Origin of the sequence: Mycobacterium sp. EPa45, from assembly GCF_001021385.1 — a bacterium.
GTDB lineage: Bacteria > Actinomycetota > Actinomycetes > Mycobacteriales > Mycobacteriaceae > Mycobacterium.
In genome coordinates, this window is sequence record NZ_CP011773.1 from 2,048,933 (window position 1) to 2,070,217 (window position 21,285).

Annotated in this window: 19 protein-coding genes; 8 read left to right on the forward strand and 11 right to left on the reverse strand. The window is 66.5% G+C overall.

Annotated features, from left to right (window positions below; all coding sequences use genetic code 11):
* Positions 1 to 83: 83 nt before the first annotated feature.
* From AB431_RS09735 to AB431_RS09750, 4 genes are all read left to right on the forward strand, one after another.
* The gene (locus tag AB431_RS09735) at positions 84 to 2,249 is read left to right on the forward strand and encodes an acyl-CoA dehydrogenase (RefSeq protein ID WP_047329741.1); all 2,166 of its coding nucleotides are present in this window, start codon (positions 84 to 86) and stop codon (positions 2,247 to 2,249) included.
* Positions 2,250 to 2,329: 80 nt separating this feature from the next.
* Entirely contained in the window at positions 2,330 to 3,670 is a 1,341-nt protein-coding gene (locus AB431_RS09740; RefSeq protein ID WP_047329742.1) for a neutral zinc metallopeptidase, read from the forward strand.
* A 59-nt stretch (positions 3,671 to 3,729) separates the two neighbouring features.
* On the forward strand, positions 3,730 to 4,749 hold the full coding sequence (locus AB431_RS09745) for an NAD-dependent epimerase/dehydratase family protein (RefSeq protein WP_047329743.1): 1,020 nt from the start codon (positions 3,730 to 3,732) through the stop codon (positions 4,747 to 4,749).
* A gap of 85 nt (positions 4,750 to 4,834) precedes the next feature.
* Positions 4,835 to 7,003 carry a SpoIIE family protein phosphatase gene (locus AB431_RS09750; protein WP_047329744.1) on the forward strand — a complete coding sequence of 723 codons (2,169 nt, stop codon included), beginning with the start codon at positions 4,835 to 4,837 and terminating at the stop codon, positions 7,001 to 7,003.
* Here the strand turns inward: AB431_RS09750 and AB431_RS09755 are convergent.
* The 11 genes from AB431_RS09755 to AB431_RS09805 all read right to left on the reverse strand — a co-directional run bounded on the left by AB431_RS09755 (position 6,960) and on the right by AB431_RS09805 (position 16,318).
* Positions 6,960 to 7,691, reverse strand: coding sequence for a DUF6390 family protein (locus AB431_RS09755; protein ID WP_047329745.1), 732 nt, complete (start codon positions 7,689 to 7,691; stop codon positions 6,960 to 6,962). The genes AB431_RS09750 and AB431_RS09755 overlap by 44 nt on opposite strands.
* Positions 7,688 to 7,936 (reverse strand): HypC/HybG/HupF family hydrogenase formation chaperone, encoded by a 249-nt coding sequence (locus tag AB431_RS09760; protein ID WP_047329746.1) that lies wholly within the window; start codon positions 7,934 to 7,936, stop codon positions 7,688 to 7,690. The genes AB431_RS09755 and AB431_RS09760 overlap by 4 nt, the downstream gene beginning before the upstream one ends.
* A gap of 4 nt (positions 7,937 to 7,940) precedes the next feature.
* Positions 7,941 to 8,432 carry a hydrogenase maturation protease gene (locus AB431_RS09765; RefSeq protein ID WP_047329747.1) on the reverse strand — a complete coding sequence of 164 codons (492 nt, stop codon included), beginning with the start codon at positions 8,430 to 8,432 and terminating at the stop codon, positions 7,941 to 7,943.
* Positions 8,433 to 8,546: 114 nt separating this feature from the next.
* Complete coding sequence (locus tag AB431_RS09770) at positions 8,547 to 9,902, reverse strand: hypothetical protein (protein ID WP_047329748.1); 1,356 nt, start codon at positions 9,900 to 9,902, stop codon at positions 8,547 to 8,549.
* Entirely contained in the window at positions 9,899 to 10,573 is a 675-nt protein-coding gene (locus tag AB431_RS09775) for a DUF6084 family protein (protein ID WP_047329749.1), read from the reverse strand. Before AB431_RS09775 ends, AB431_RS09770 begins: the two co-directional genes overlap by 4 nt.
* On the reverse strand, positions 10,570 to 11,199 hold the full coding sequence (locus tag AB431_RS09780) for a DUF5947 family protein (RefSeq protein WP_047329750.1): 630 nt from the start codon (positions 11,197 to 11,199) through the stop codon (positions 10,570 to 10,572). Before AB431_RS09780 ends, AB431_RS09775 begins: the two co-directional genes overlap by 4 nt.
* Positions 11,196 to 12,071, reverse strand: a complete 876-nt coding sequence (locus tag AB431_RS09785; protein ID WP_047329751.1) for a Fe-S cluster biogenesis protein NfuA — start codon at positions 12,069 to 12,071, stop codon at positions 11,196 to 11,198. Before AB431_RS09785 ends, AB431_RS09780 begins: the two co-directional genes overlap by 4 nt.
* Positions 12,072 to 12,074: 3 nt before the next feature.
* Positions 12,075 to 13,871, reverse strand: coding sequence for a nickel-dependent hydrogenase large subunit (locus AB431_RS09790; protein ID WP_047329752.1), 1,797 nt, complete (start codon positions 13,869 to 13,871; stop codon positions 12,075 to 12,077).
* A gap of 26 nt (positions 13,872 to 13,897) precedes the next feature.
* Positions 13,898 to 14,953 (reverse strand): hydrogenase expression protein HypE, encoded by a 1,056-nt coding sequence (locus tag AB431_RS09795; RefSeq protein ID WP_047329753.1) that lies wholly within the window; start codon positions 14,951 to 14,953, stop codon positions 13,898 to 13,900.
* 228 nt (positions 14,954 to 15,181) lie between these two features.
* Complete coding sequence (gene hypB / locus AB431_RS09800; RefSeq protein WP_047329754.1) at positions 15,182 to 15,955, reverse strand: hydrogenase nickel incorporation protein HypB; 774 nt, start codon at positions 15,953 to 15,955, stop codon at positions 15,182 to 15,184.
* Positions 15,956 to 15,982: 27 nt separating this feature from the next.
* Positions 15,983 to 16,318, reverse strand: a complete 336-nt coding sequence (locus AB431_RS09805) for a hydrogenase maturation nickel metallochaperone HypA (protein ID WP_047329755.1) — start codon at positions 16,316 to 16,318, stop codon at positions 15,983 to 15,985.
* 185 nt (positions 16,319 to 16,503) lie between these two features.
* On the opposite strand from AB431_RS09805, the gene hypF reads away from it, so the two are divergent.
* Genes hypF through hypE form a run of 4 tightly spaced genes read left to right on the forward strand, consistent with a single transcriptional unit; the run spans position 16,504 to position 21,278 of the window.
* Entirely contained in the window at positions 16,504 to 18,831 is a 2,328-nt protein-coding gene (gene hypF, locus AB431_RS09810) for a carbamoyltransferase HypF (RefSeq protein WP_047329756.1), read from the forward strand.
* A complete protein-coding gene (locus AB431_RS09815; protein WP_047329757.1) occupies positions 18,804 to 19,079 on the forward strand; it encodes a HypC/HybG/HupF family hydrogenase formation chaperone in 276 nt (91 codons plus the stop codon). Before hypF ends, AB431_RS09815 begins: the two co-directional genes overlap by 28 nt.
* A complete protein-coding gene (gene hypD, locus AB431_RS09820) occupies positions 19,076 to 20,179 on the forward strand; it encodes a hydrogenase formation protein HypD (RefSeq protein ID WP_047329758.1) in 1,104 nt (367 codons plus the stop codon). The genes AB431_RS09815 and hypD overlap by 4 nt, the downstream gene beginning before the upstream one ends.
* Positions 20,172 to 21,278, forward strand: coding sequence for a hydrogenase expression/formation protein HypE (hypE, locus tag AB431_RS09825; RefSeq protein WP_047329759.1), 1,107 nt, complete (start codon positions 20,172 to 20,174; stop codon positions 21,276 to 21,278). The genes hypD and hypE overlap by 8 nt, the downstream gene beginning before the upstream one ends.
* Positions 21,279 to 21,285 lie beyond the last annotated feature (7 nt).

The following is a 21,285-nucleotide window of genomic DNA, read 5'->3' on the forward strand; positions in this document are numbered from 1 at the left end:
CTTTACCGCGGCAACGACTGACTGTGGTAAGGCATTAGAGCAATAGGGATTGGGCCGGGCACCGCCGCCTCGAGGAGGATCCGATGGGTATCGCACTGACCGACGACCACCGTGAACTCAGCGAGGTAGCGCGCTCGTTCCTGACTACGCAGAAGGCCAGGGCGGCGGCGCGCGCACTTCTCGGCGACGACGCCGAGGAGGCGCGTCCGCCGTTCTGGACCGAGCTGGCCGGGTTGGGCTGGCTCGGGCTGCATGTCGACGAACAGTACGGCGGTTCGGGTTTCGGCCTGCCCGAGCTGGTGGTCGTCATCGACGAGCTCGGCCGTGCGGTGGCGCCGGGCCCGTTCGTGCCGACCGTCGTCGCATCGGCGGTGGTGTCCGCCGTCGGCAGCGACGAGCAGAAGGCACGCCTACTGCCCGGCCTGGTCGACGGATCAGTCACTGCCGCAATTGGATTCGGCGGCGACGTCACGGTCTCGGGGGAGACGGCCAGTGGTGATGCCGGCGTGGTCCTCGGCGCCGGCCTTGCTGAGGTGTTGGTGCTTGCCGCCGGTGACGACGTGGTGCTGGTGGAGCGCAGCGGTGACGGCGTCTCGGTGGACCTGCCCGGCAGCCTCGACCGGGCGCGGCGCTCCGGGCGGGTGACGCTCCGCGACGTCTCGGTGGCCGGCAACGTGCTGGCCGGGGCGCGCACCGCCGCGGTGGCCCTGGCACGGACGCTGTTCGCCGCCGAAGCCGCGGGTGGAGCGTCGGACTGTGTGGACGCCGCCGTCGAATACGCCAAGGTGCGTGAGCAATTCGGCCGCACCATCGCAACCTTTCAGGCGATCAAGCACCACTGCGCCGACATGATCGTCGGCTCCGAGTCCGCGGTCGCCGCCGCGTGGGACGCCGCACGGGCGGCCGGCGACGACCAGAAGCAGTTCGAACTCGTTGCCGCTGCTGCCGCGGCATTGGCATTCCCGGCCTATGTTCGCAACGCGGAGTTGAACATTCAGGTGCACGGCGGCATCGGCTTCACCTGGGAGCACGACGCACATCTGCACCTGCGCCGGGCGCTGACGGTGCAGGCGGTGTTGGGCGGGGACGGTCCGGTCACCGACGTGTTCACCCTGACCGACGCCGGTCACAGCCGGGCCAACAGCCTGGACCTGCCTCCCGAGGCTGACGATCTGCGTACTCAAATCCGTTCTGACGCAGCTGAACTCGCTAAGCTCGACGAGAAGGCGCAACTCGACGAGCTGATCGCGAGCGGATACGTCATGCCGCACTGGCCGAAGCCGTGGGGCCGTGCCGCGGGCGCCGTCGAACAGCTGCTGATCGAGGAAGAATTCGCCGCCGCCGGTGTCAAGCGACCGGACTACGGCATCACCGGCTGGGTGATCCTGACCCTGATACAGCACGGAACCCCCTCGCAGATCGAGAGATTCGTCGAGAAGGCGTTGCGTAAAGACGAGATTTGGTGCCAGCTGTTCTCCGAACCGTCAGCGGGCTCGGATGCCGCGGCGGTCAAGACGCGGGCTACCCGCGTCGACGGCGGCTGGACCATCACCGGCCAAAAGGTGTGGACCAGCGGGGCGCACTACTGCAAGCGCGGCCTGGCCACCGTCCGCACCGACTTCGAGGTACCCAAGCACGCCGGCATCACGACGGTGATCCTGGACATGGAGGCGCCGGGAGTCGAGGTGCGGCCACTGCGCCAGATCACCGGCGGTGCCGACTTCAACGAGGTGTTCTTCAACGACGTGTTCGTCCCCGACGAGGATGTGGTCGGGGAGCCGAACGCCGGCTGGACGGTCGCGCGGGCCACGCTCGGCAATGAGCGGGTCAGCATCGGCGGCGGCGCAGGCACGATCGCACCGGCCGCGGCCTGGCTGGTGTCGCTGACCAAGGCCCACGGCGACCGGGTCGCCGGCGCGGTGCAGTGGGTCGGCCGGTTCTTGGCCAGGGATCAGGCGCTGCGTCTGCTGAACCTGCGACGCGTCGTCCGTGCGCTCGAGGGTGCCGGCCCGGGGCCGGAAGGCAACATCACCAAACTCATTCTGGCCGAACAGTTTCAAGAGCAGGGCACCATCGCCGCGGCCCTGGTCGGTCCGGAGGCGGCGCTCGACGGCGGCGAGGGTGAACTGGCCGGTCGGTCGGCGCTGGGGTCCCGGGCCCTGTCCATCGCCGGCGGAACATCGGAGATCACCCGCAATCAGATCGCCGAGCGCATCCTCGGTATGCCACGCGACCCGCTGATCAAGTAATTGACGCGGTGATACGCCGTTGGCAAACCGTTTCTGTGGTATTCACCGCCGGAACTGCAGTTGTTGGCTAATCTTCGTGCATGCGAATGAAAGGTCTGGCACTGGCCACACTCGTTGTTGTTCTGGCGGCCTGCGGTTCCAGTCCCAAGGCTGGCACCCCGACCACCCAGGTCGCGAAGGCCGACGACATCAAGATCAGCGGCGATGCGTCGACGCCGGTCAACAAGCTGGCGATCTCGGCGATCGCCGATCTGCAGAAGTACTGGGGCGAGGAGTATCCGAAGCTTTACGGCAGTGACTACAAGCCGGTCGCGGGCGGCTTCTTCGCGGTGGTCCCGTCGTCCGGGAAACTACCGCCGTGCGCCGAGAGCTCCAGCGACATTTCAGGCAACGCCTTCTACTGCGCAACCAAGGACGTGGTGGCGTGGGACTCCGAAAAACTGCTACCCGAATTGCAGTCGAAGTTCGGCGATTTCGTCATCCCGATCGTGCTGGCACACGAATGGGGGCACGCCATCCAGGCCCGGTCCAATTTCACCGCACGCACGGTGACCAAGGAATTGCAGGCCGACTGCTTCGCCGGTGGTTGGGCCAAACACGCCAAGGATGCCGGGGTCTACAAGGTCAACGCCGCCGAGATGGACAACGCCCTGGCCGGCATCCTCGAGTTGCGCGACTCCCCGGGAACCAGCAACATCGACCCCTCGGCGCACGGCAGCGGCTTCGACCGGGTCGGTGCGTTTCAGGACGGCTATGACAACGGGCCCACCGCGTGCAAGGCCTACCGTGACGACAACCCGGTGGTCGTCGAGTTGCCGTTCCAGAACGCGGAGGACGAGGCAGCCGGTGGCGACATGCCGTACGACGCGATCGTCAACGACGTGCCCTACGACATCGAGGACTACTGGGCGCACGTCTATCCGGAGCTGACCAACGGCGAGGCGTGGGTTCCGGTCAAAGGGCTGGAGCCGTTCGACCCGGCCAACCCGCCGACGTGCGGTGGTAACCGGGCCGAAGGATATGCGCTGTTCTATTGCGTCCCAGAGGATTACATCGGGTGGGACAACGTAGACGCGATGCCGACGGTGTACCGCCAGGGCGGCGACTTCGCCGTCGCGACCCTGCTGGCCACGCAGTTCGGACTGGCCGCGATGACCCGGGCCAACGACAAGTCCGATGACAAGACCCAGTCGCTGCGCGGCGACTGCTTCGCCGGCGCGTACACGGCGAGCGTCCTGCTGCAGAACCGTAAGGACACCAGCAGTTTCGGTATCTCACCCGGTGACCTCGATGAAGCCATCACCGCGCTGCTGGTGTTCCGCGGTGACGGTGACGTCGAACGCCAGGGTGCCGGTTTCGAGCGAATCCGGCACTACCGCAACGGCGTGATCAATGGCGCGGAGGCCTGCCTCAAGGACTGAACGGCGCACTGTCCCGGTGAACAGATCCGCCATGTTGTCCTGTCCGGCACTCGTCAGGCATGCTCCGGGGTGTGGCAGGCAGCGACAAACTGGTTCTGGGTGCGAGTGGTTTCCTCGGCTCGCATGTGACGCGGCAGTTGGTGGAACGCGGTGACAACGTCCGCGTCATGCTCCGCAAGACGAGCTCCACCCGCGGCATCGACGACCTGTCGGTTGAGCGCTTCTATGGCGACATCTTCGACGACGCCGCGCTGAAGGAAGCGATGGACGGCTGCGACGTCGTGTACTACTGCGTCGTCGACACGCGCGCCAACCTGCGCGACCCCGCACCGCTGTATCGCACCAACGTCGAGGGGCTACGTCACGTCCTCGACGCAGCGGTCAACGCCGACCTGCGCAAGTTCGTGTTCACCAGCACGATCGGCACGATCGGACTGGGCACCGGCGAGGTCGTGAACGAGGAGACCCCGGTTGATTGGGGCAACAAGGGCGGCGGTTACATCGGCTCGCGGATCGCGGCCGAGAAGCTGGTCATGGACTACCACCGCGACAAGGCGCTGCCCGCCGTCGCGCTATGCGTGTCCAACACCTACGGCGCCGACGACTGGCAGCCGACGCCGCACGGGTCTCTGGTTGCTGCCGCTGCTGCCGGCAAGCTGCCCTTCTACATGGATGGGATGGCCACCGAGGTGGTCGGCATCACCGACGCAGCCCGTGCGCTGCTGCTGGCTGCCGACCACGGCCGGGCGGGGCAGCGCTACATCATCTCGGAGCGCTTTCTGTCCTACCGCGAGTTGTACGAGACCGCTGCGCGCGCCGTCGGCCGGCTGTCGCCTCGATGGGGCATTCCCAAACCGGTGATGAAGGCGATCGGGATCCTCGGCGGTGCCGCCGCCGCACTGACCCGCCGTGACCTGCCGCTGAATCCGACCACCGTGCGGCTCATTGGAATCATGGCGCCGATGGACCACAGCAAGGCGGTTCGCGAACTGGGCTGGCAGCCCCGCGATGTGCACGAGTCGATCCGGGAAGCCGCCGAGTTCTTCGATCGGCGTCGACGCGACCGTCAGGGTCCCTGAAGAATCCCTCGGGTTTGCCGACGGGTGACTACGCTCGTGACGTGTTTGCGGCCCGGCTGATCCACAGATCACAGAGTGGGGCTGCGTGAGCCCTTCGAACGTGCGCGATCGGATCGGATTCGCCGCAGGCTTGTTCGGCTGGGTCGCATTGCCCTACCTCGCCGGGTCGGTGTTGTCCTGGCAGACCTTCGGCGGGGGGATCGGGCCCGCGTTCTTCCCGCCCGCGGGGGTGACGGTCGCGGCCATGCTGCTGACCCGGCGGACGATGTGGCCGGTGATCGTCGCCGCGATCGTGGTCGCCGAGCTGGCCGTCGACCTCCGCTACGGAGCGGGATGGCCGGCAGCGGCGGGATTCGCGGTGGCCAACTCGGTAGAGGCGCTCGTCGGAGCGTCGCTGGTGCTCGCCTGGTGCAAGGGGCCACCTGATCTGCGCAAGCGCGAGGACCTGGCCCGATTCGTGGCCGGTGCCATGCTGCTGGGGCCGCTGCTGGGCGGCGTGATCGGCGCGACGACAACTGCGCTGCATGATCAGGTCGCTTGGCCGATGGCGATGGTGCACTGGTGGGCCGGCGACGCCGTCGGCGTCTTGATGATCGGCGCGCCGATCTTGTTGTGGCCGTTGCAGTCCCACATCCTGCGGGCACGGATGCTGGAAACGATGACCGTCCTCACCGGTATGGCGGTGCTGACGGTGGTGTCATTTCGGCTCGAGCTTCCGCCTGCATTGTTCCTCCTGCCCGTGATGGCGTGGGCGGCGTTACGACTCGACATGCTCGGGGCGGTGCTCTGCGGCGGGGCGCTTGCCTTCACCGCCAACGGCATGGCCAATGCCGGATACACGACATTCGAGAACCTCGATCTGCGCCGGCCGGGTCAGCTGGCGATCGCTCAGGCCTTCATCGCCGTCGTCGTACTGGTGGCGATGTTGACGGCGCAGGAAGCGGGCGGCCGGGTCACCGCGGTGCGACAGCGCCAAGCCGAACGACGCGAGCGGGAGCGCCTGGAAACGCTGGCGAACCTGGGCCAGATGCTCTCCGGTGCCCTGACCCAGAATCAGATCGGGGATGCCGTCCTCGGACAGGTGATCAACGAAGCGGGCGCACAAGCACTCGCGGTGGCACTCCTGAATGACGACGGCACCGCACTCGATTGGCTGGCGATGGGCGGCTATCCCGAGTTTGCGGCGTATCAGTTTCACGACAGCGTGGCCTTGGACGAGCCCACTGCGGCCACCGACGCGGTCCGCACGGGTGAGCCCGTGATCATTCGAACCGTCGCGGAGTATCGCCGACGGTATCCCGAGAACGCCAAGTGGATGGTCGCCAGCGGCGGCGCGGCCGTCGTGAGCTGGCCGTTGACGGCGGGTGGCAAAGCCCTTGGGGCGCTGGTGCTGGCGTGGGCCGACACCCAGCCGCTGGACACCGCGCAACTCGCCTACACCTCGGCTGTCTCCACCATGATCGCGCAGGCGCTGGTACGCGCCCGGATCTACGCAGACGAACACGCCCGCGCGGCGGTCTTGCAGGCAGCGGTGCTGCCGACCAGCCCGGCCCCGATCGACGGTGTGGACGTCGGGGTCAGTTACGAGCCCGCCGATCTGGTGCAGGGTCTCGGCGGGGACTGGTATGACGCGCTCGAATTGCCGGAGGGCCGAACGTATCTGGCCGTCGGCGATGTGGTGGGCCACGGGCTGCCCGCCGTCGAGGACATGGCCCAGCTGCGCACCGCCGGGCGAGCGCTGGCCCTGCACGGTTTGCCCCCGGCCCAGTTGCTGATGGCGCTCAACGTGTTCACTCGCCGCGCCAGCAACGGGAAGTTCGCGACAATGGGTGTGGCCGTGCTGGATCCGGCGTCCGCCACCCTCTGTTACGCCTCTGCCGGTCACCCGCCACCATTGCTGCGACGCGCGTCGACCGGGACGGTCATTCGGCTGGTCGGTGCGCACGGTCCGGTGTTGGGCCCGATCGAGCGCGCGTCCTACAGCGAGGGCACCGTCGAAGTCGGGGAGGGAGACATCTTCGTCATGTACACCGATGGGCTCATCGAGCGGCGCGGTCAGGACATCGAATCCGGAATGCAGCGCGTGGAGCAGCTCGTCGGCGACTGGAGTGGTGGCGAGGCGCTGCCGTCGGCCTGCCGGCAACTGACCCAGACGGTGGCGCCCCCACCCCGCAACGACGACGTGTGCGTGCTCGCAGTGCGCTTCGGCGCTACCGACGCACCGAGTTCACCAGTTCCAGGATTGACACGGTAGCCTCGGCCAACGCGGCCGCCTCCTCACTACTGAGCTGCCCGCATATCCAATCCCAGTGGGCTGCAACGGTATCCCCGGGCGATGGCGGCGGTGCCAGCGTCACATCGCCGCGGCGCCAGCGGACCGTTTCCGGCTTCGGGTCGCCCAGCAGGAGCCGCCTACCATCGAATCCCAGTGGCTGGGAAACCAGCACAACGTGCTCGTCGTCAACCGACTCGACCAGGCCCCACCGGATGCGGCACGCCTGCAGGATGCGCAACGGTGTGGTCGGGTCGCCGTCGAGGAAGCGGACCCACGGATAAACGACGAACACATGAAAGCTGTGGTGCGCCAGGCCATGTTCGTGGACCTCATCGAGCAGGCCGGTGGGCTGGCGGGCGAAGGCGGTGCGCAAACGCCTCGTGAGGGTAGCTGGATCGACGGCGTCCAGCAGTGGGCCGCCCACCCAATAGCTGCGCACCACCTCGGCGTGCAACGGATCGCTGATGCCGGCCGCAGCGGCGATCTCCTCGAGGTATGTCCAAGCGCCGTCGAACCCCTGCGCGTGTCCGGAGATCTCGTCATATCCGCGGCCGGGTAGTAGAACCGTGGCGTCAGGGGGGCCGCAGTAGCCCAGCTCATTCGGCGGAAAGGCGAAGCGGGCAAACAACTCCCAGCCATTGCGGCTCGTCGGCAGGTGGGTGGTCATGAGGAGTCGTCGAGTCCGCTGCCCATCAGCCGGAGACCGGTCCACGCTGCTTGCGCACCCTGTGCGTCGGTCTTCTCGACCACGAATCCCATATGAATGATCACCCAATCGCCCGCGTTGAATGTCTCCTCGGGAAGCATGCCGATGTTGACCCGACGGTGCTCGCCGGCAACGTCGACCAGCGCCAGCTGACCGCCATATCCCTCCACCAGGCTCACCACCCTGCCGGGTATGCCCAGACACATCGCGTCACACCCCCTGCGCCGCAAGCTTTTCGCGCAGTGTCGCCACTGTGTCACGTACCGCGTCCACCGCGGCGTTCACAGACGCGCGCACCGGTTCACTCAACCCGATTCCCTCTGCGGTGTCGGCCACCTCGCACCCGACGACAACGGTGGGCGGCGCCACACCGCCCAGCGCCCGCAGGCTGGCGAAGACGGTGCCGGGGTCCATGCCATGGGCATCCAATGCGGCTGTGGCACCTAACGACTCGTGGTCGGCGACGAACACGTGCAGGGCTCCTGGCGAACCCCGGTCCGGTAGGGCGTCGACCAGCACCAGTGCCGCCCACGAGTCGAGTAGGTCGTAGGCCAGGTGCATGCCGCCGATACCGTAGTCGGTGACCTGAATGTCGGGCTCTGCACCGACGGTCTCGCCCAGGGAGCGGATCACTTCGGATCCGAACCCGTCGTCGCCGAGGAAGATGTTGCCGATCCCGGCGACCAGAATGCGTTGCTTCATCGGATCGCTACATGTGTCGCATTCTCATGTAGCGCTGGACATCCGGGATCGACCGGATCCCAACCACCACGCCCGCCACCACGACGATTGCCACCAGACCGCTGGCGATCCATCCTACGACTGCCATCTCGAACTCCATTCTTGACTAGACGGTTTCACGTCGAGCGGCTCGACCTCGTCGGGCGCGAAGTAGAGATAGCGCCCGTACCAGGCGTGCAGATCGGCGGCCGGATCGTCTTCGACCACGACGCCGACATGCGTGTTGCCGTCGACGTCTTCGTGAACGGAGGTGACCCGTGCGGTCTTGCCCGCCACGAAGATGTCTTGCGCGTCGGCGCGACGGCTCGGCCGCAACCGCACCCGGCTACCGCGGGACACCGGGACACCGGCCACCAGGACGGCGTCGACCTCGGGACGGACCTCATGGTCCACCGACGGATCCCACCAGTCGACGCCGTCGGGCACTTCGGGGATGAGACCCCGGGGCGTGGATTCAGCGTGCGGGTCGCGGAGCACGCCGTGCAACCGCTGCATCGCCTCCGGTGACATCGCATCGCAGCGCTCGATGATGGCGGCTGCCAGCGGATCGGTTGCGCGTGCCTGGGCTTTCTCCTCGTCGGTCATGGTCATCACCCGCAAGGTGAGGATCTCGTCGATCTCGGTCGAGTCGAAGAGGGCGCCCTCGCTCTGCTCTGCCACCTGCGGATGGTCGTAGAGAATTATCGGGGAGACCAGCAGGAGGTTGTCCTCACCCGGCGCCCCGGCAAGGACCGGGAAGCACCGATTGTGCCGGCAGCGTGCCGCTGCCGCCTCGTAAGCCGGTACCGGTTCGAGCAGCGAGACGAACCGGCCGCCGCAGATTTCGGCGATGACGTGCGTGCCGATCATCGACGCGGCGATGGCCTCGTGCGGCTCCGTGGCAGCCGCCGCGGTGTTGACGACCGTGAGACTCACGCGATCCAGGCCGTCATCACGAGCCACGTCGACGGTTACCGCGCCGCGCAGTTCATGTCGGGTGCGCACCAGCCTGCCCCCGTCGAGAGCTTCCAGCTCAACACCACCGGGCACCGTCAATGGCAGTGTCCACGACCGCTGTCGACCGTTCAGATCCAGCGGGCCGAAAGCGATCTCGCACTCCACGGCCTCATCCCAGGTCAGCCACCGCCCGCCAGGTGTCACGAGTTCGTCGGTTGGAACCCAGTTCTCGCCGTCGAATCGTTCGGCCTGCCGCCGCTGGAGTTGCAGGAACCGCACGACGAGCGTCAGCGTTGCACCGTCGTCGACCAGAAACTGGGTGTCCAGTGAATCTTCTTCGCCGATACCGGCCCCGGCGGCACCCGGAGGCCCGAGAACGCCGAACTGCCAGCGGCATTGGTTCTTTCGGGACGATGCCCGGTACGGGTAGAGCAGATACCCCTCGTAGAGCACCGCGTCGGCGATGGTGCGGGCCCTGTCCCACCCGGTGGTCATGGGTGCTCCCGGTGGGAGCCATTGGTGCACAGCGTGGGTTGGCCGGCGCCGGTGAGCAGCTCGCCGATGGCGTCGTCGACGCTGAGCAGCCCGCGCGCCGACTTGAAGGAGCACAGCGCGGCGATCGTGTCGTGGGACATCCGCACCCACCCCGAGTCGGGATAGTGCTGTGCGACGAGGTCGCGCCACACTGTGACGGGCATGTCGAACGAGTCCTCACACTGCCAGGAGACCTGCCGCACGCGCAGGGTGTGCTGGCCCGCATCGAAGATCGTTCCGCTGAACAGGAATTGCAGCGGGATCGCGCCGTCGCGCAAGGCATGGAAGTACTTGGATCCGGTCACTTCGACGTCGTAGGTGCACGGCAGCGGCAACGTCACCCGGGTAGTGCCGACGAACCCCGGCACCATGGCGGTCGCATGCAACCACAGAAAATTGTGCTGGGTGGCGGCCCACCGCTCGCGGGGTCCGAACAAGTCGAGCAGCCCCGCTGCCTCCTCGTCGGTGTATGACCTTCGCTGTGGCTCGATGCGGACCTGGCAGCGCAGTGCGACCGCCCGGATCGGCTCATCGCTGGCGGTGGTGATGCCGATCTCGGCAGCAAGGATCGGCGCCACCGCGTAACGTTCGGGCGTCACGTCGAGTACCTGGAATGCCACGTCGGCGGTCATGCCAGCCGCACAACACTGCGCTCGGCGACCCGCGCAAAGTAGCCGTCGATGAACTGTCGTGCCTGCGTCCCGCCGTCGAATCCCCGCCACAGCAAGCGAAGGCCGCCGACGAATTCGTAGCACGTGTCAATAGGCACCAGGAAGCATTCCGGCGACGCCCCGGACTCGGGGACGCGGACCAACAACGCCTCGACGTCCTCGACGAGCAGACCCACCCGTGGATCGCAGCTCACCCTTGTCCAGGCCGCCATATCCAGGTCGGATTCGGTGGCCCCGGCCGGCCCCGGGTAGAAGGCCACCATGCGGCCCAGCGCGGAGTTGTGGAAGAAGAACGCGAAACCGACCGGGATCTGGAGTGCATCCCACTCTTTGCGGCCCAGCGCGAAGTCGGGAAATGAGAGGTACCGGTCCGGCACGGCGCGGTAGCGCAGCACGGCATCGGTGTCGGTGAACAACAGATAGCAGCCGCGGCATACGCACATCAGTTGACGCGCACCGACATTGACGACGTGCTGATGCTCGTCGGCAATGGGTTCGGCACACATCTCGCAGCGTTCGTCGGTCGATTCCGGGGCCGGGCGCGTGGTGCGGATCTTGGCCAGGACCTCCATGGGCGATGTCGTCATGCCGGTGCTCCGATCGGTTCGCCGCTCAGCGCCAGCGAGGGCACGCCGTCGCGGGTCAGCACCGGCACAGGTTCGAGATGGTCGCCTGCGCCGGCGATTCCGGCGCCGGCGTGGACGATGTCGTAGCGGGCATGACATCGCGGGCAGCGCAGGACGTCGCCGGACAGACGTGCGCCGGCCAACGACCCGGCGCAACCAGGACAGTGGTCGAGATAGGCCACGACGTCCGCACCGGCCCGGCAGGCCAGCACGACGGTCCCGCCGACCGAGAATCCCGCCACCTCGCCGGGAGCGAGCTCGGCCAGTTCGGGCACCGGGTGCCAGGTGGTCCGGCGGTGTTGGTCGGCAGTCTGGATCCGCGACATCAGCGATTCGACTGGGATGACCGCCGCGCTGACGGCTGGTTCCGCGGGCACGACTTCGATGGCAGTGACCTCCGGTGCGGCGGCCCGAACGGCGTCCTGCACGGCCAGCTCGAGCGTCACCGTGGACGAGGGGCAGCTCTTGCAGCTACCCGAGAAGGCCAGCTGCACAACTCCGTTGGTGACACCGACCAGCCGGACATCGCCGCCGTGCGATCCGAGGTAGGGCCGAACCGCGTCCAGCGCGTGCACGACCCGCCGGGTCACGTCGTGCGGATGCAGTCCGTGTACCAGCAGCAGGCTGGCGACCAGGTCGTCGGTCGCCAGCCGGTCGGTCGCGCTGCTGTCGAGAAGCTCGACGACGCGGGTCAGCGCCGCGCCGTACAGATCGACGACCTCACGTACCAGCTGCTCGGCGCGTGCCGCAGCGACCGGTCCGCCGACTGCGCTGGCGTCCAGCAGGTTTTGTATTCGCTCACCTGCGGATCGCCAGTGCGAGTCTGCGTCCATCCGTCACTCCCCGGTCAGCGACTGCGTCGGCGTGTGCAGCTTGTCCAGTGATTTTCCCTCGCCCAGGTACATGTGCACCCCGCACGGCAGACAGGGATCGAAGCTGCGAACCGTGCGCATGATGTCGATGCCCTTGAAGTGCTCCCGGTCGTTCTCCTCGAAGATCGGCTGACCCTGCACCGCATCCTCGTAGGGACCTGGTGTGCCGTAGCTGTCGCGCGGATTGGCGTTCCATGGCGTCGGGGGATAGGGGTGGTAGTTGGCGATCTTGCCGTCCCGAATCACCATGTGATGGCTCAGCACTCCGCGTACCGCCTCGGTGAAGCCGCACCCGATGCCCTCGTTGGGGACGTCGAACTTCTCCCACGTCTTGGTCCGGCCGGCCCGGATCTCGACGAGCGCCTTCTCGGCGAAATGCAGTGCGCAGGCCGCGGCGTACGCCTGGAAGTAGGTGCGGGCACGGTTGCGTTCGATGGTGTTGCTGCCGTGCGCCGGGATCTTCCACTCGAATTCGACAGGACCCTTGAGTGCGGTCTTGGGGAAGTTGATCTGCACGCTGTTGCCGGTGGCCTTGACGTAGCCGACGTCCACCAGTCCGGCCAGCGCGGTCGACCATAGCCGGGCAAGCGGACCGCCGCCGGTGTCCAGGGCGAGGTGGTCGGTGCCGTCGAACCAGCGTGGCGACATCACCCAGCTGTAGTTCTCGTCGAAGTCACGCTTCTGCGGGCGCGGATTGGTGTGCTGGTTCCACGGGTGGCGGCGGTCCACCGGGTTACCCAGTGGATCGGTCTTCACGAACATCTCCTGGTCGTTCCAGTCGTCATAGTAGGAGTGTCCCAACAGGATTCGGATACCGAGGTTGATGTCGACCAGTGAGGTCGTGACGAGCTTGCCGTCCACCACCACACCAGGGGTCACGAACATCGCCCGGCCCCAGTCCTCCATGTCCCGATAGGCGAAGTTGCACACTTCGGGATCCTGGAACGACCCCCAGCAGCCCAACAACGTGCGACGCAGCCCGACCTTCTCGTACCCGGGCAGGGCGTCGTAGAAGAAATCGAACAGGTCGTCGTGCATCGGTACGACCTTCTTCATGAACTCGACGTAGCGCATCAGCCGGGTCATGTAGTCGGTCATCAGTTGGATCGTCGCCGTGGTCCCGATTCCGCCGGGATACAGCGTCGACGGGTGGACGTGTCTGCCCTCCATGAGGCAGAACATTTCCCGGGTGTAGCGGCTCACCTGTAGCGCCTCCCGGTAGAACTCACCGGTGAAGGGGTTCAGTGCCCGCATGATGTCGGCGATGGTGCGGTAGCCGTGCATCTCGGCCTGTGGGGCCGCGGTGTTCTCGGCCTTGGCCAGCACGCTCGGATTGGTCTCGGAGACCATCTTCTCGCAGTAGTCGACGCCGACCAGGTTCTCCTGGAAGATGTTGTGGTCGAACATGTATTCCGCAGCTTCGCCGAGGTTGATCAACCACTCGCCGAGGTGCGGCGGCTTGACCCCGTAGGCCATGTTCTGGCAATAGCAGGAACAGGTGGCGTGGTTGTCGCCGCAGATGCCACAGATCCGGCTGGTGATGAAGTGGGCGTCCCGCGGGTCCTTGCCTTTCATGAACAGCGAGTAGCCGCGGAAGATCGACGAGGTGCTGTGGCACTCGACGACTTCCCGGTTCTCGAAGTCGATCTTGGTGTAGATGCCGAGGCTGCCGACGATCCGGGTGATGGGGTCCCAGGCCATTTCGACGAGGGCGCCCGGTTCGTTCTTGATCTGCGACGGCTCAGGAATGATCGTTGTCATCGAACTGCTACCTTCGATTGAGATGGTTACCAGGTGCGCCGGGCACCGGTGGTGAGGTCTTTGCCTTTGTGCCGCCAGCGCGGCTCCTTGTCGACGGTGCGCCCAGTGATCTCACGCAGGTTGCGGATCACCGATCCGTAGAGCCCCGACGCGGTTGTGGACAATTTGCCACCGGGCGGCTCATCCATGAACGGCATGAATTTGTCCGGGAAGCCGGGCATGGTGCAGCCGATGCAGATGCCACCGACGTTCGGGCAGCCGCCGACTCCATTGATCCAACCACGCTTGGGCACATTGCATTTCACGACAGGACCCCAGCACCCGAGCTTGACGATGCACTTGGGTGAGCCGTATTCGGTTGCGAAGTCGCCCTGTTCGTAATAACCGGCCCGGTCGCACCCCTCGTGAACGGTGTTGCCGAACAGCCACTGCGGTCGTAATGCGTCGTCGAGCGGGATCATCGGCGCCTGGCCGGTGGCCATGTAGAGCAGATAGGTCAGCGTTTCGGAAAGATTGTCGGGATGGATCGGGCAGCCCGGCACGCACACGATCGGAATGCCGGCCTTGCTCTTCCAGTCCCAGCCCAGGTAGTCCGGAACTCCCATTGCGCCGGTGGGATTTCCGGCCATCGCATGGATGCCCCCGTAGGTAGCGCACGTTCCCACCGCCACCACCGCGGTGGCCTTGGGCGTCAGCCGGTCCAGCCATGCGCTGGTGGTCATCGGCTGTCCGGTCGCCGGGTCGTTGCCGAATCCGCACCAGTACCCCTCGGTGTGCAACTGTTCGTTGGGGATGGAGCCCTCGACAACCAGCACGAACGGCTCCAACTCGCCGCGGTCGGCTCGGAAGAACCATTCGAGAAAGTCGTCCGCGCCGCCGCTGGGGCCGCATTCGAAGTCGATCAACGGCCAGTGCACCGCCACTTGGGGCAGCCCCGGCAGCGCGCCGAGGGCGATCTCTTCGATGCTGGGTTGGGTGGCGGCAGTCAACGCCACCGAATCACCGTCGCAACTGAGGCCCGCGTTGATCCACAGCACGTGGATCAGAGTTTCTTCTGCTTTGACTGCTGCTTCCGTCGGCATGCTCGCAGCTTCCCGGGACGGGAGCTGACCGTCCCTTGCGCCGCCGGAGTCGACCGTCGGCCCTCTTGCGCGGCGTTGTTTCTGGGTCTACTCCCGGGTCACCGTGTTGTCAACGCTCGCGGGTGGTTTGGAAAAGCTGGTATTGCGCTGCCCGGGTCTGCTAGACCGAATACAGCGGTCAACCGCGAAATGGTTCGCACGCGCGTTAATTGCGAGTTCGTGCGTGGGTCAGACGCGCGACTCTGACGCGAACCCGCGAAGCCAATCGAACCACGCGGACATGCCTTCACCGGTCCGTGCGCTCACCGGCAGGATCAATGCCTGAGGATTTACCTCCCGCACCCGAGCTACATAGGTTCCGATATCGACATCGAGGTGCGGAACGAGGTCGATCTTGTTCAGCAACACCACGTCGACGGCGCGGAACATCACCGGATACTTCAGCGGTTTGTCCTCACCCTCGGTCACCGAATAGACCATCGCTTTGGCATGCTCGCCAACATCGAACTCCGCGGGGCACACCAGATTCCCGACGTTTTCGATGATCACCAGGTCCAAAGTGGACAGGTCGAGCCCCTGCAGCGCACGGTTGACCATCGGCGCGTCCAGATGGCACTCGCCGCCGAAGCCGTTGCTGGTATTGAGCAGGGAGATCTGGGCGCCGCGGCCGCCGAGCTTGGCGGCGTCGAGGTCGGTGGCGATGTCGCCCTCGATCACCCCGATTGCGAGGTCGACCGCCATCTCGTCGAGCGTGGCGGCAAGCACCGTCGTCTTGCCCGAGCCCGGTGAGCTCATCAAGTTCAGCGCGCGGATCCGGTTGCTCTCGAAGGCCGCCCGGTTGATGTCGGCTCTGGTGTCGTTCTCGGCGAAGATGTGCTCGAGGATGTCGATGCGCTGCGATCCGGTGCCATACCCACTGTGATCGCCGTGTTCGTGGGAGTGCCCGTCTTCGCCGTCGTGGCTGTGCATGGTGCCGTCGTCGTGGCGATGAAATCTACCCATGGTGAAGACCTTTCGCGCGATCGCTGGTCATGTCACGTCCAGTGAGGTGACCAGGAACTCGTCACCCCGCACGACTTCTACGTCGGCGCTCTCACAGTGTGGGCAGCACAGCGCCCACCGGGACGTGATCTCGGAGTGCCGCCCGCAACTGCGGCAGTCCACTTCGGCGGCGACGAATTCGAGCTCCAGCTCGGCGTCAGGCATGCTCTCGTGGTCCCGGACCAGAGTCCAGCAGAACGCCAGGGATTCGGGTACCACCTGTCGGAGCGCCCCGATCTGCACCCGAACGACGTCGACGTGACGACCGGAGGCGTACGGCCTCACCACTCCGGCGATCGCGTGGCACAACGATAATTCGTGCACGGTCGGTCTATCCTTTGCGCGGATTTTGGATGCAAGATTCGCATTGTGGTCGTTGCAGCGCGGGACTAGCGTCTATTTCACCTACCCGTGCGACAGCCCATCGTCGCGGGCGGCAAGCTTCGTTCAGGAGGCCCATGAGCACATTAATACTCCTGCGTCCGGCAGCCTGAGGCCAAGGCGACCCGATGACCATACGGGTGCGTCTCGACATCACCGGTGTGGTGCAAGGAGTCGGGTTTCGTCCGGCGGTCGCACGGATCGCCGCAGAGTTCGGACTCGGCGGCCAGGTGTACAACGATGCCGGGTCGGTTCACTGCGAGTTGGAAGGTCCGGTCGCCGATGTCGACGCCGCCATCGCGGCGATCCGGCGCCGGCCACCGCCGATGGCGCGCATCGATGCTCTGTTCAGTCGACGCCTGGAACCCAAGGGCGACAATGAGTTTCACATCGTAGGCAGCTGCAGCGGAGACGCTTCGCGCACTCTGGTGCCGCCGGATATCGCGGCGTGCGTGGATTGTCTGCGTGAGATGCGTGATCCGGCGGACCGCCGCTACGGCCACCCGTTCATCACCTGCACCAACTGCGGGCCGCGCTACACCGTGATCACGGACCTGCCCTACGACCGGCCCGCCACCACCATGGCCGGCTTCCCGATGTGTCCGGCGTGCGCCGCCGAGTACCACGACCCACTCGATCGCCGCTACCACGCACAGACCATCGCCTGCCCGGACTGCGGCCCCGGGTTGAGCTGGCGGCCTGCGGGTGACGCGGCACAGACCGACGATCCGATCGGCGCGGCGGCGGCTGCGCTACGGGCCGGAGGCATCGTCGCGGTCAAGGGGGTCGGCGGATTCCACTTGGCCTGCCGCGCCGACGACGCGTCCGTCGTCGCCGAGCTGCGTCGCCGCAAGAGCCGGCCGGCCAAACCGTTCGCGGTGATGGTCGCCGACCTGGCTTCCGCCGGCGACATCGCGGTGCTCGACGACGCGGCGGCCGCCGCGCTGACTTCGCCATCGGCGCCGATCGTGCTGGTCGCCCGCCGGCCTGGCGGGGTGACCGACGGCGTCGCGCCGGGGCTGACCGATCTGGGCGTGATGCTCGCCTACTCGCCGGTGCACCACCTGCTGTTCGACCGGCTCGGTCGGCAACCGCTGGTGATGACGTCGGCCAACCGGGGCGGCTCACCGATCGTGTTCCGCGACGACGATCTCGGCTGGATCGATGGGCTGGCCGATGCGGTGCTCACTCATGACCGGCCCATCCATGTGCCGTGTGAGGACTCGGTGCTCACGATCGACGACGGCGTCCAGGCGCCGTTGCGCCGATCGCGCGGATACGCCCCGCTGCCGGTGTCGATACCCGGACCACCACCGGAGCTGGTCATCCTCGCGACCGGCGGTGACCTGAAAACCACCTTCTGCCTTGCGGGCGCCGACGGGCACGCCCACATGTCCTCGCACCTGGGCGATATGGCCGACCCGCGTACCCAGGCCTGCTTCGAATCCGCCCTGGAACACCTGGCATTCATGACCGACCGCACACCCGATGTGATCGCCTGCGACCTGCACCCCGGCTACGCGACCACCCGGTGGGCACGGCGCTATGCCCAGGGCCGCCCCGTCGTCGCCGTCCAGCATCACCACGCCCACGCCGTCTCGCTACTCGCCGAGCACCGCAGGCTGGGCACACCTGCGGTCGCGGTCACGTTCGACGGCACGGGCTATGGCACCGACGGCACCATGTGGGGTGGTGAGGTTTTGGTGGTCAGCGACACGACCCGCTTCACCCGGGTCGGTCACCTGAGGGAGTTCTCGCTGCCCGGCGGTGACGGTGCCGTCCGCCAGCCCGCCCGCATCGCGCTGGACCTGTTGCATCGGGCCGGCATCGAGTGGGCCGCTGACCTGCCGCCGGTCACCGCTCTCGATGAGAACGCGTTGCACATCCTGCGCCAGCAGATCCCGCGCGGCGTCGGGTGTGTGCCCTCCACCAGCATGGGCCGGCTCTTCGACGCCGTGGCGAGCCTGCTCGGTGTCTGCCAGGAGGTCACCTACGAAGGTCAGGCTGCTGTCGAGTTGGAGCATCTGGCCCGTCGTGGACACTCCAGCCCACTGGAATTCGACATCGCAGGTGGTGTGCTGGACCCCACGCCGGTGATCGCCGGGATCGTCGAGGGGATGCGCCGCGACATCCCGGTCACCGACCTGGCCGCCGGCTTCCACCATGCGGTGGTCCGCGCGACGACCGTGGTGGCAGGTGAATGCGCGCGCGCGGCCGGGATCTCGGTCATCGGACTGACGGGTGGCGTATTCGCCAATCGTCTTCTGCTGCAGGGTCTTCGACACTCCCTAACCGGGCGCGGTTTCGAGGTCCTCTGTCATCGAACCGTGCCATGTAACGACGGAGGCCTGGCGCTCGGCCAGGCCGCCATCGCCGCAGCGACGCTCATTGAAGCGGAACGGGCGGCTGAATTGGAAAGGAACGGCGTATGTGCCTCGGAATCCCCGGCAAGGTGATCGACATCTGGGAAGAGGCCGGAACCCGGATGGCAACCGTGGACTTCGGCGGTACCACCAAGACGGTGTGCCTGGCGTATCTGCCCGATATGCAGCTCGGCGAATACGCCATCGTGCATGCGGGTTTCGCGATCACCCAGCTCGATGAGGTGTCGGCCAACGAAACATTGAAGATGTTCGAAGACCTCGGCGTCCTGGAGCAGGAACTCAGCGGCACCGAAGGACAAGGCAGGAGGGAACCGGCATGAAGTATCTCGACGAGTTCCGCGATCCGGCGGCCGCGAAGAACCTGGTCGACGCGATACGGCGGCGAGCCACCCGCACCTGGACCATCATGGAAGTGTGTGGCGGACAGACGCATTCGATCATCAGAAACGGAATCGATCAGCTGCTCGGCGACGCCGTCGAGTTCATTCACGGTCCTGGCTGCCCGGTGTGCGTCACTCCGTTGGAGATGATCGACAGGGCACTGGAGATCGCAGGCCGCGACGACGTGATCTTCTGTTCGTTCGGGGACATGCTGCGGGTGCCCGGCAGTCGCCATGACCTGTTCAGCGTGCGCGCCCATGGTGGAGATGTACGGATCGTCTACTCACCGCTGGATGCCACGCGGATCGCCGCGGACAACCCCGACAAACAGGTGGTGTTCTTCGGTGTGGGCTTCGAAACGACCGCGCCGGCCAACGCCATGTCGGTGCTGCACGCCCAGCGGCTGGGTCTGACCAACTTCTCGGTGTTGATCTCGCATGTGCTGGTTCCCCCCGCGATGACGGCCATCCTCAGCTCGCCGACGAACCGGGTGCAGGGATTCCTGGCGGCCGGTCACGTATGCACCGTGATGGGCACCGCGGAGTACGGGCCGCTCGTCGAGCGGTTCAACGTGCCGATCGTGGTGACCGGATTCGAGCCGCTGGACTTGCTCGAGGGTGTGCGGCAGGTTGTCGATCTGCTCGAATCGGGCAAGGTTGAGCTGCGTAACGCCTATCCGCGCGCTGTCAGCGATGCCGGCAACACCGTGGCGCAGCACGCGCTTGCCGACGTGTTCTCGGTGGTCGACCGGCAGTGGCGCGGTATCGGCATGATCCCCCAGTCGGGATGGGCCCTGTCGCCGCGGTACGCCGAGTTCGACGCCGAGCTCAAATTCGGGGTAGGTCACCTGCAGGTGGAGGAGTCGGCCGAATGCCACAGCGGTGAGGTGTTGCAAGGTCTGCTCAAGCCCAACCAGTGCCCGGCGTTCGGGACGACCTGCACGCCCCGGACCCCGTTGGGCGCCACCATGGTGTCCAGCGAGGGCGCGTGCGCCGCGTACTACCAGTTCCGCAGGTTGGAGACCGCTGCTCATGTCTGATTCGGCGGCCTGGAGCGAAGGGCCCCGGGGAGTGGTCCCGGTCACCATCGACCCGTCGGATTGGGTGTGTCCGTTGCCGCTGCGGGAGACCAAGCGGATCGTGCTCGGGCACGGCGGCGGCGGCATCCTGTCCGAGGAGCTGATCGAGAACCTCTTCCTTCCGGCCTTCGGGTCGGCGGGCGGCCCGGCCCGGGATTCCGCCGTGCTGACCGTGGCCGGCGGGCGCATCGCATTGACGACCGACTCCTATGTGGTCAATCCACTGTTCTTCCCGGGCGGCAACATCGGTGATCTGGCCGTCAACGGGACGATCAACGACCTTGCGTGCAGTGGTGCGCAGCCCCTGGGCCTGACGGCGGGCTTCATCCTCGAGGAGGGTCTGGAGCTCGATGTACTGGGCGCGATCGCCCAGACGATGGGTAAGGCCGCCGCGGACGCCGGGGTGGACATCGTGACCGGCGACACCAAGGTCGTCGGAAAGGGCGGTGCAGACGGGCTTTTCGTCAATACCGCCGGTGTCGGGGTGGTGCCCGACGGGGTGCGCATCGGACCTGAACAAGCCCGCCCCGGTGACCATGTCATCGTGTCCGGCAACATCGGCGAGCACGGTGTGGCCATCATGAGCGTGCGCGAAGGGATCGACTTCGGGACGACGGTGACCACTGACAGCGCGCCGCTGCATCGACTGGTGGCCGCGATGCTGGCCGCCGTGCCCGAGCCGAACGTCGTGCACGTACTGCGAGATCCGACCCGCGGCGGTCTGGTCGCGTCGACCGTCGAGATCGCCCGCACCGCCGGCGTCGGCGTCGACCTCGACGAGCATCTCATTCCGGTGCCCGACACGGTGTCGTCGGCGTGCAGCTTCCTCGGGCTCGATCCGTTGCAGGTGGCCAATGAGGGCAAGCTGGTGGCGTTCGTCGACCCCGCATACAGTGAAGCGGTGCTGGCGGCGATGCGGTCCCGACCCGAGGGTGTGGGGGCGGTTGTCATCGGCCGGGCGGTGGAGGAGCACCCGGGGATGGTGGTCGGACGCACTGCATTCGGCACCACCCGCGTGATCGAACGTGAACTGGGCGAACAGCTTCCGAGGATCTGCTGATCAGTGA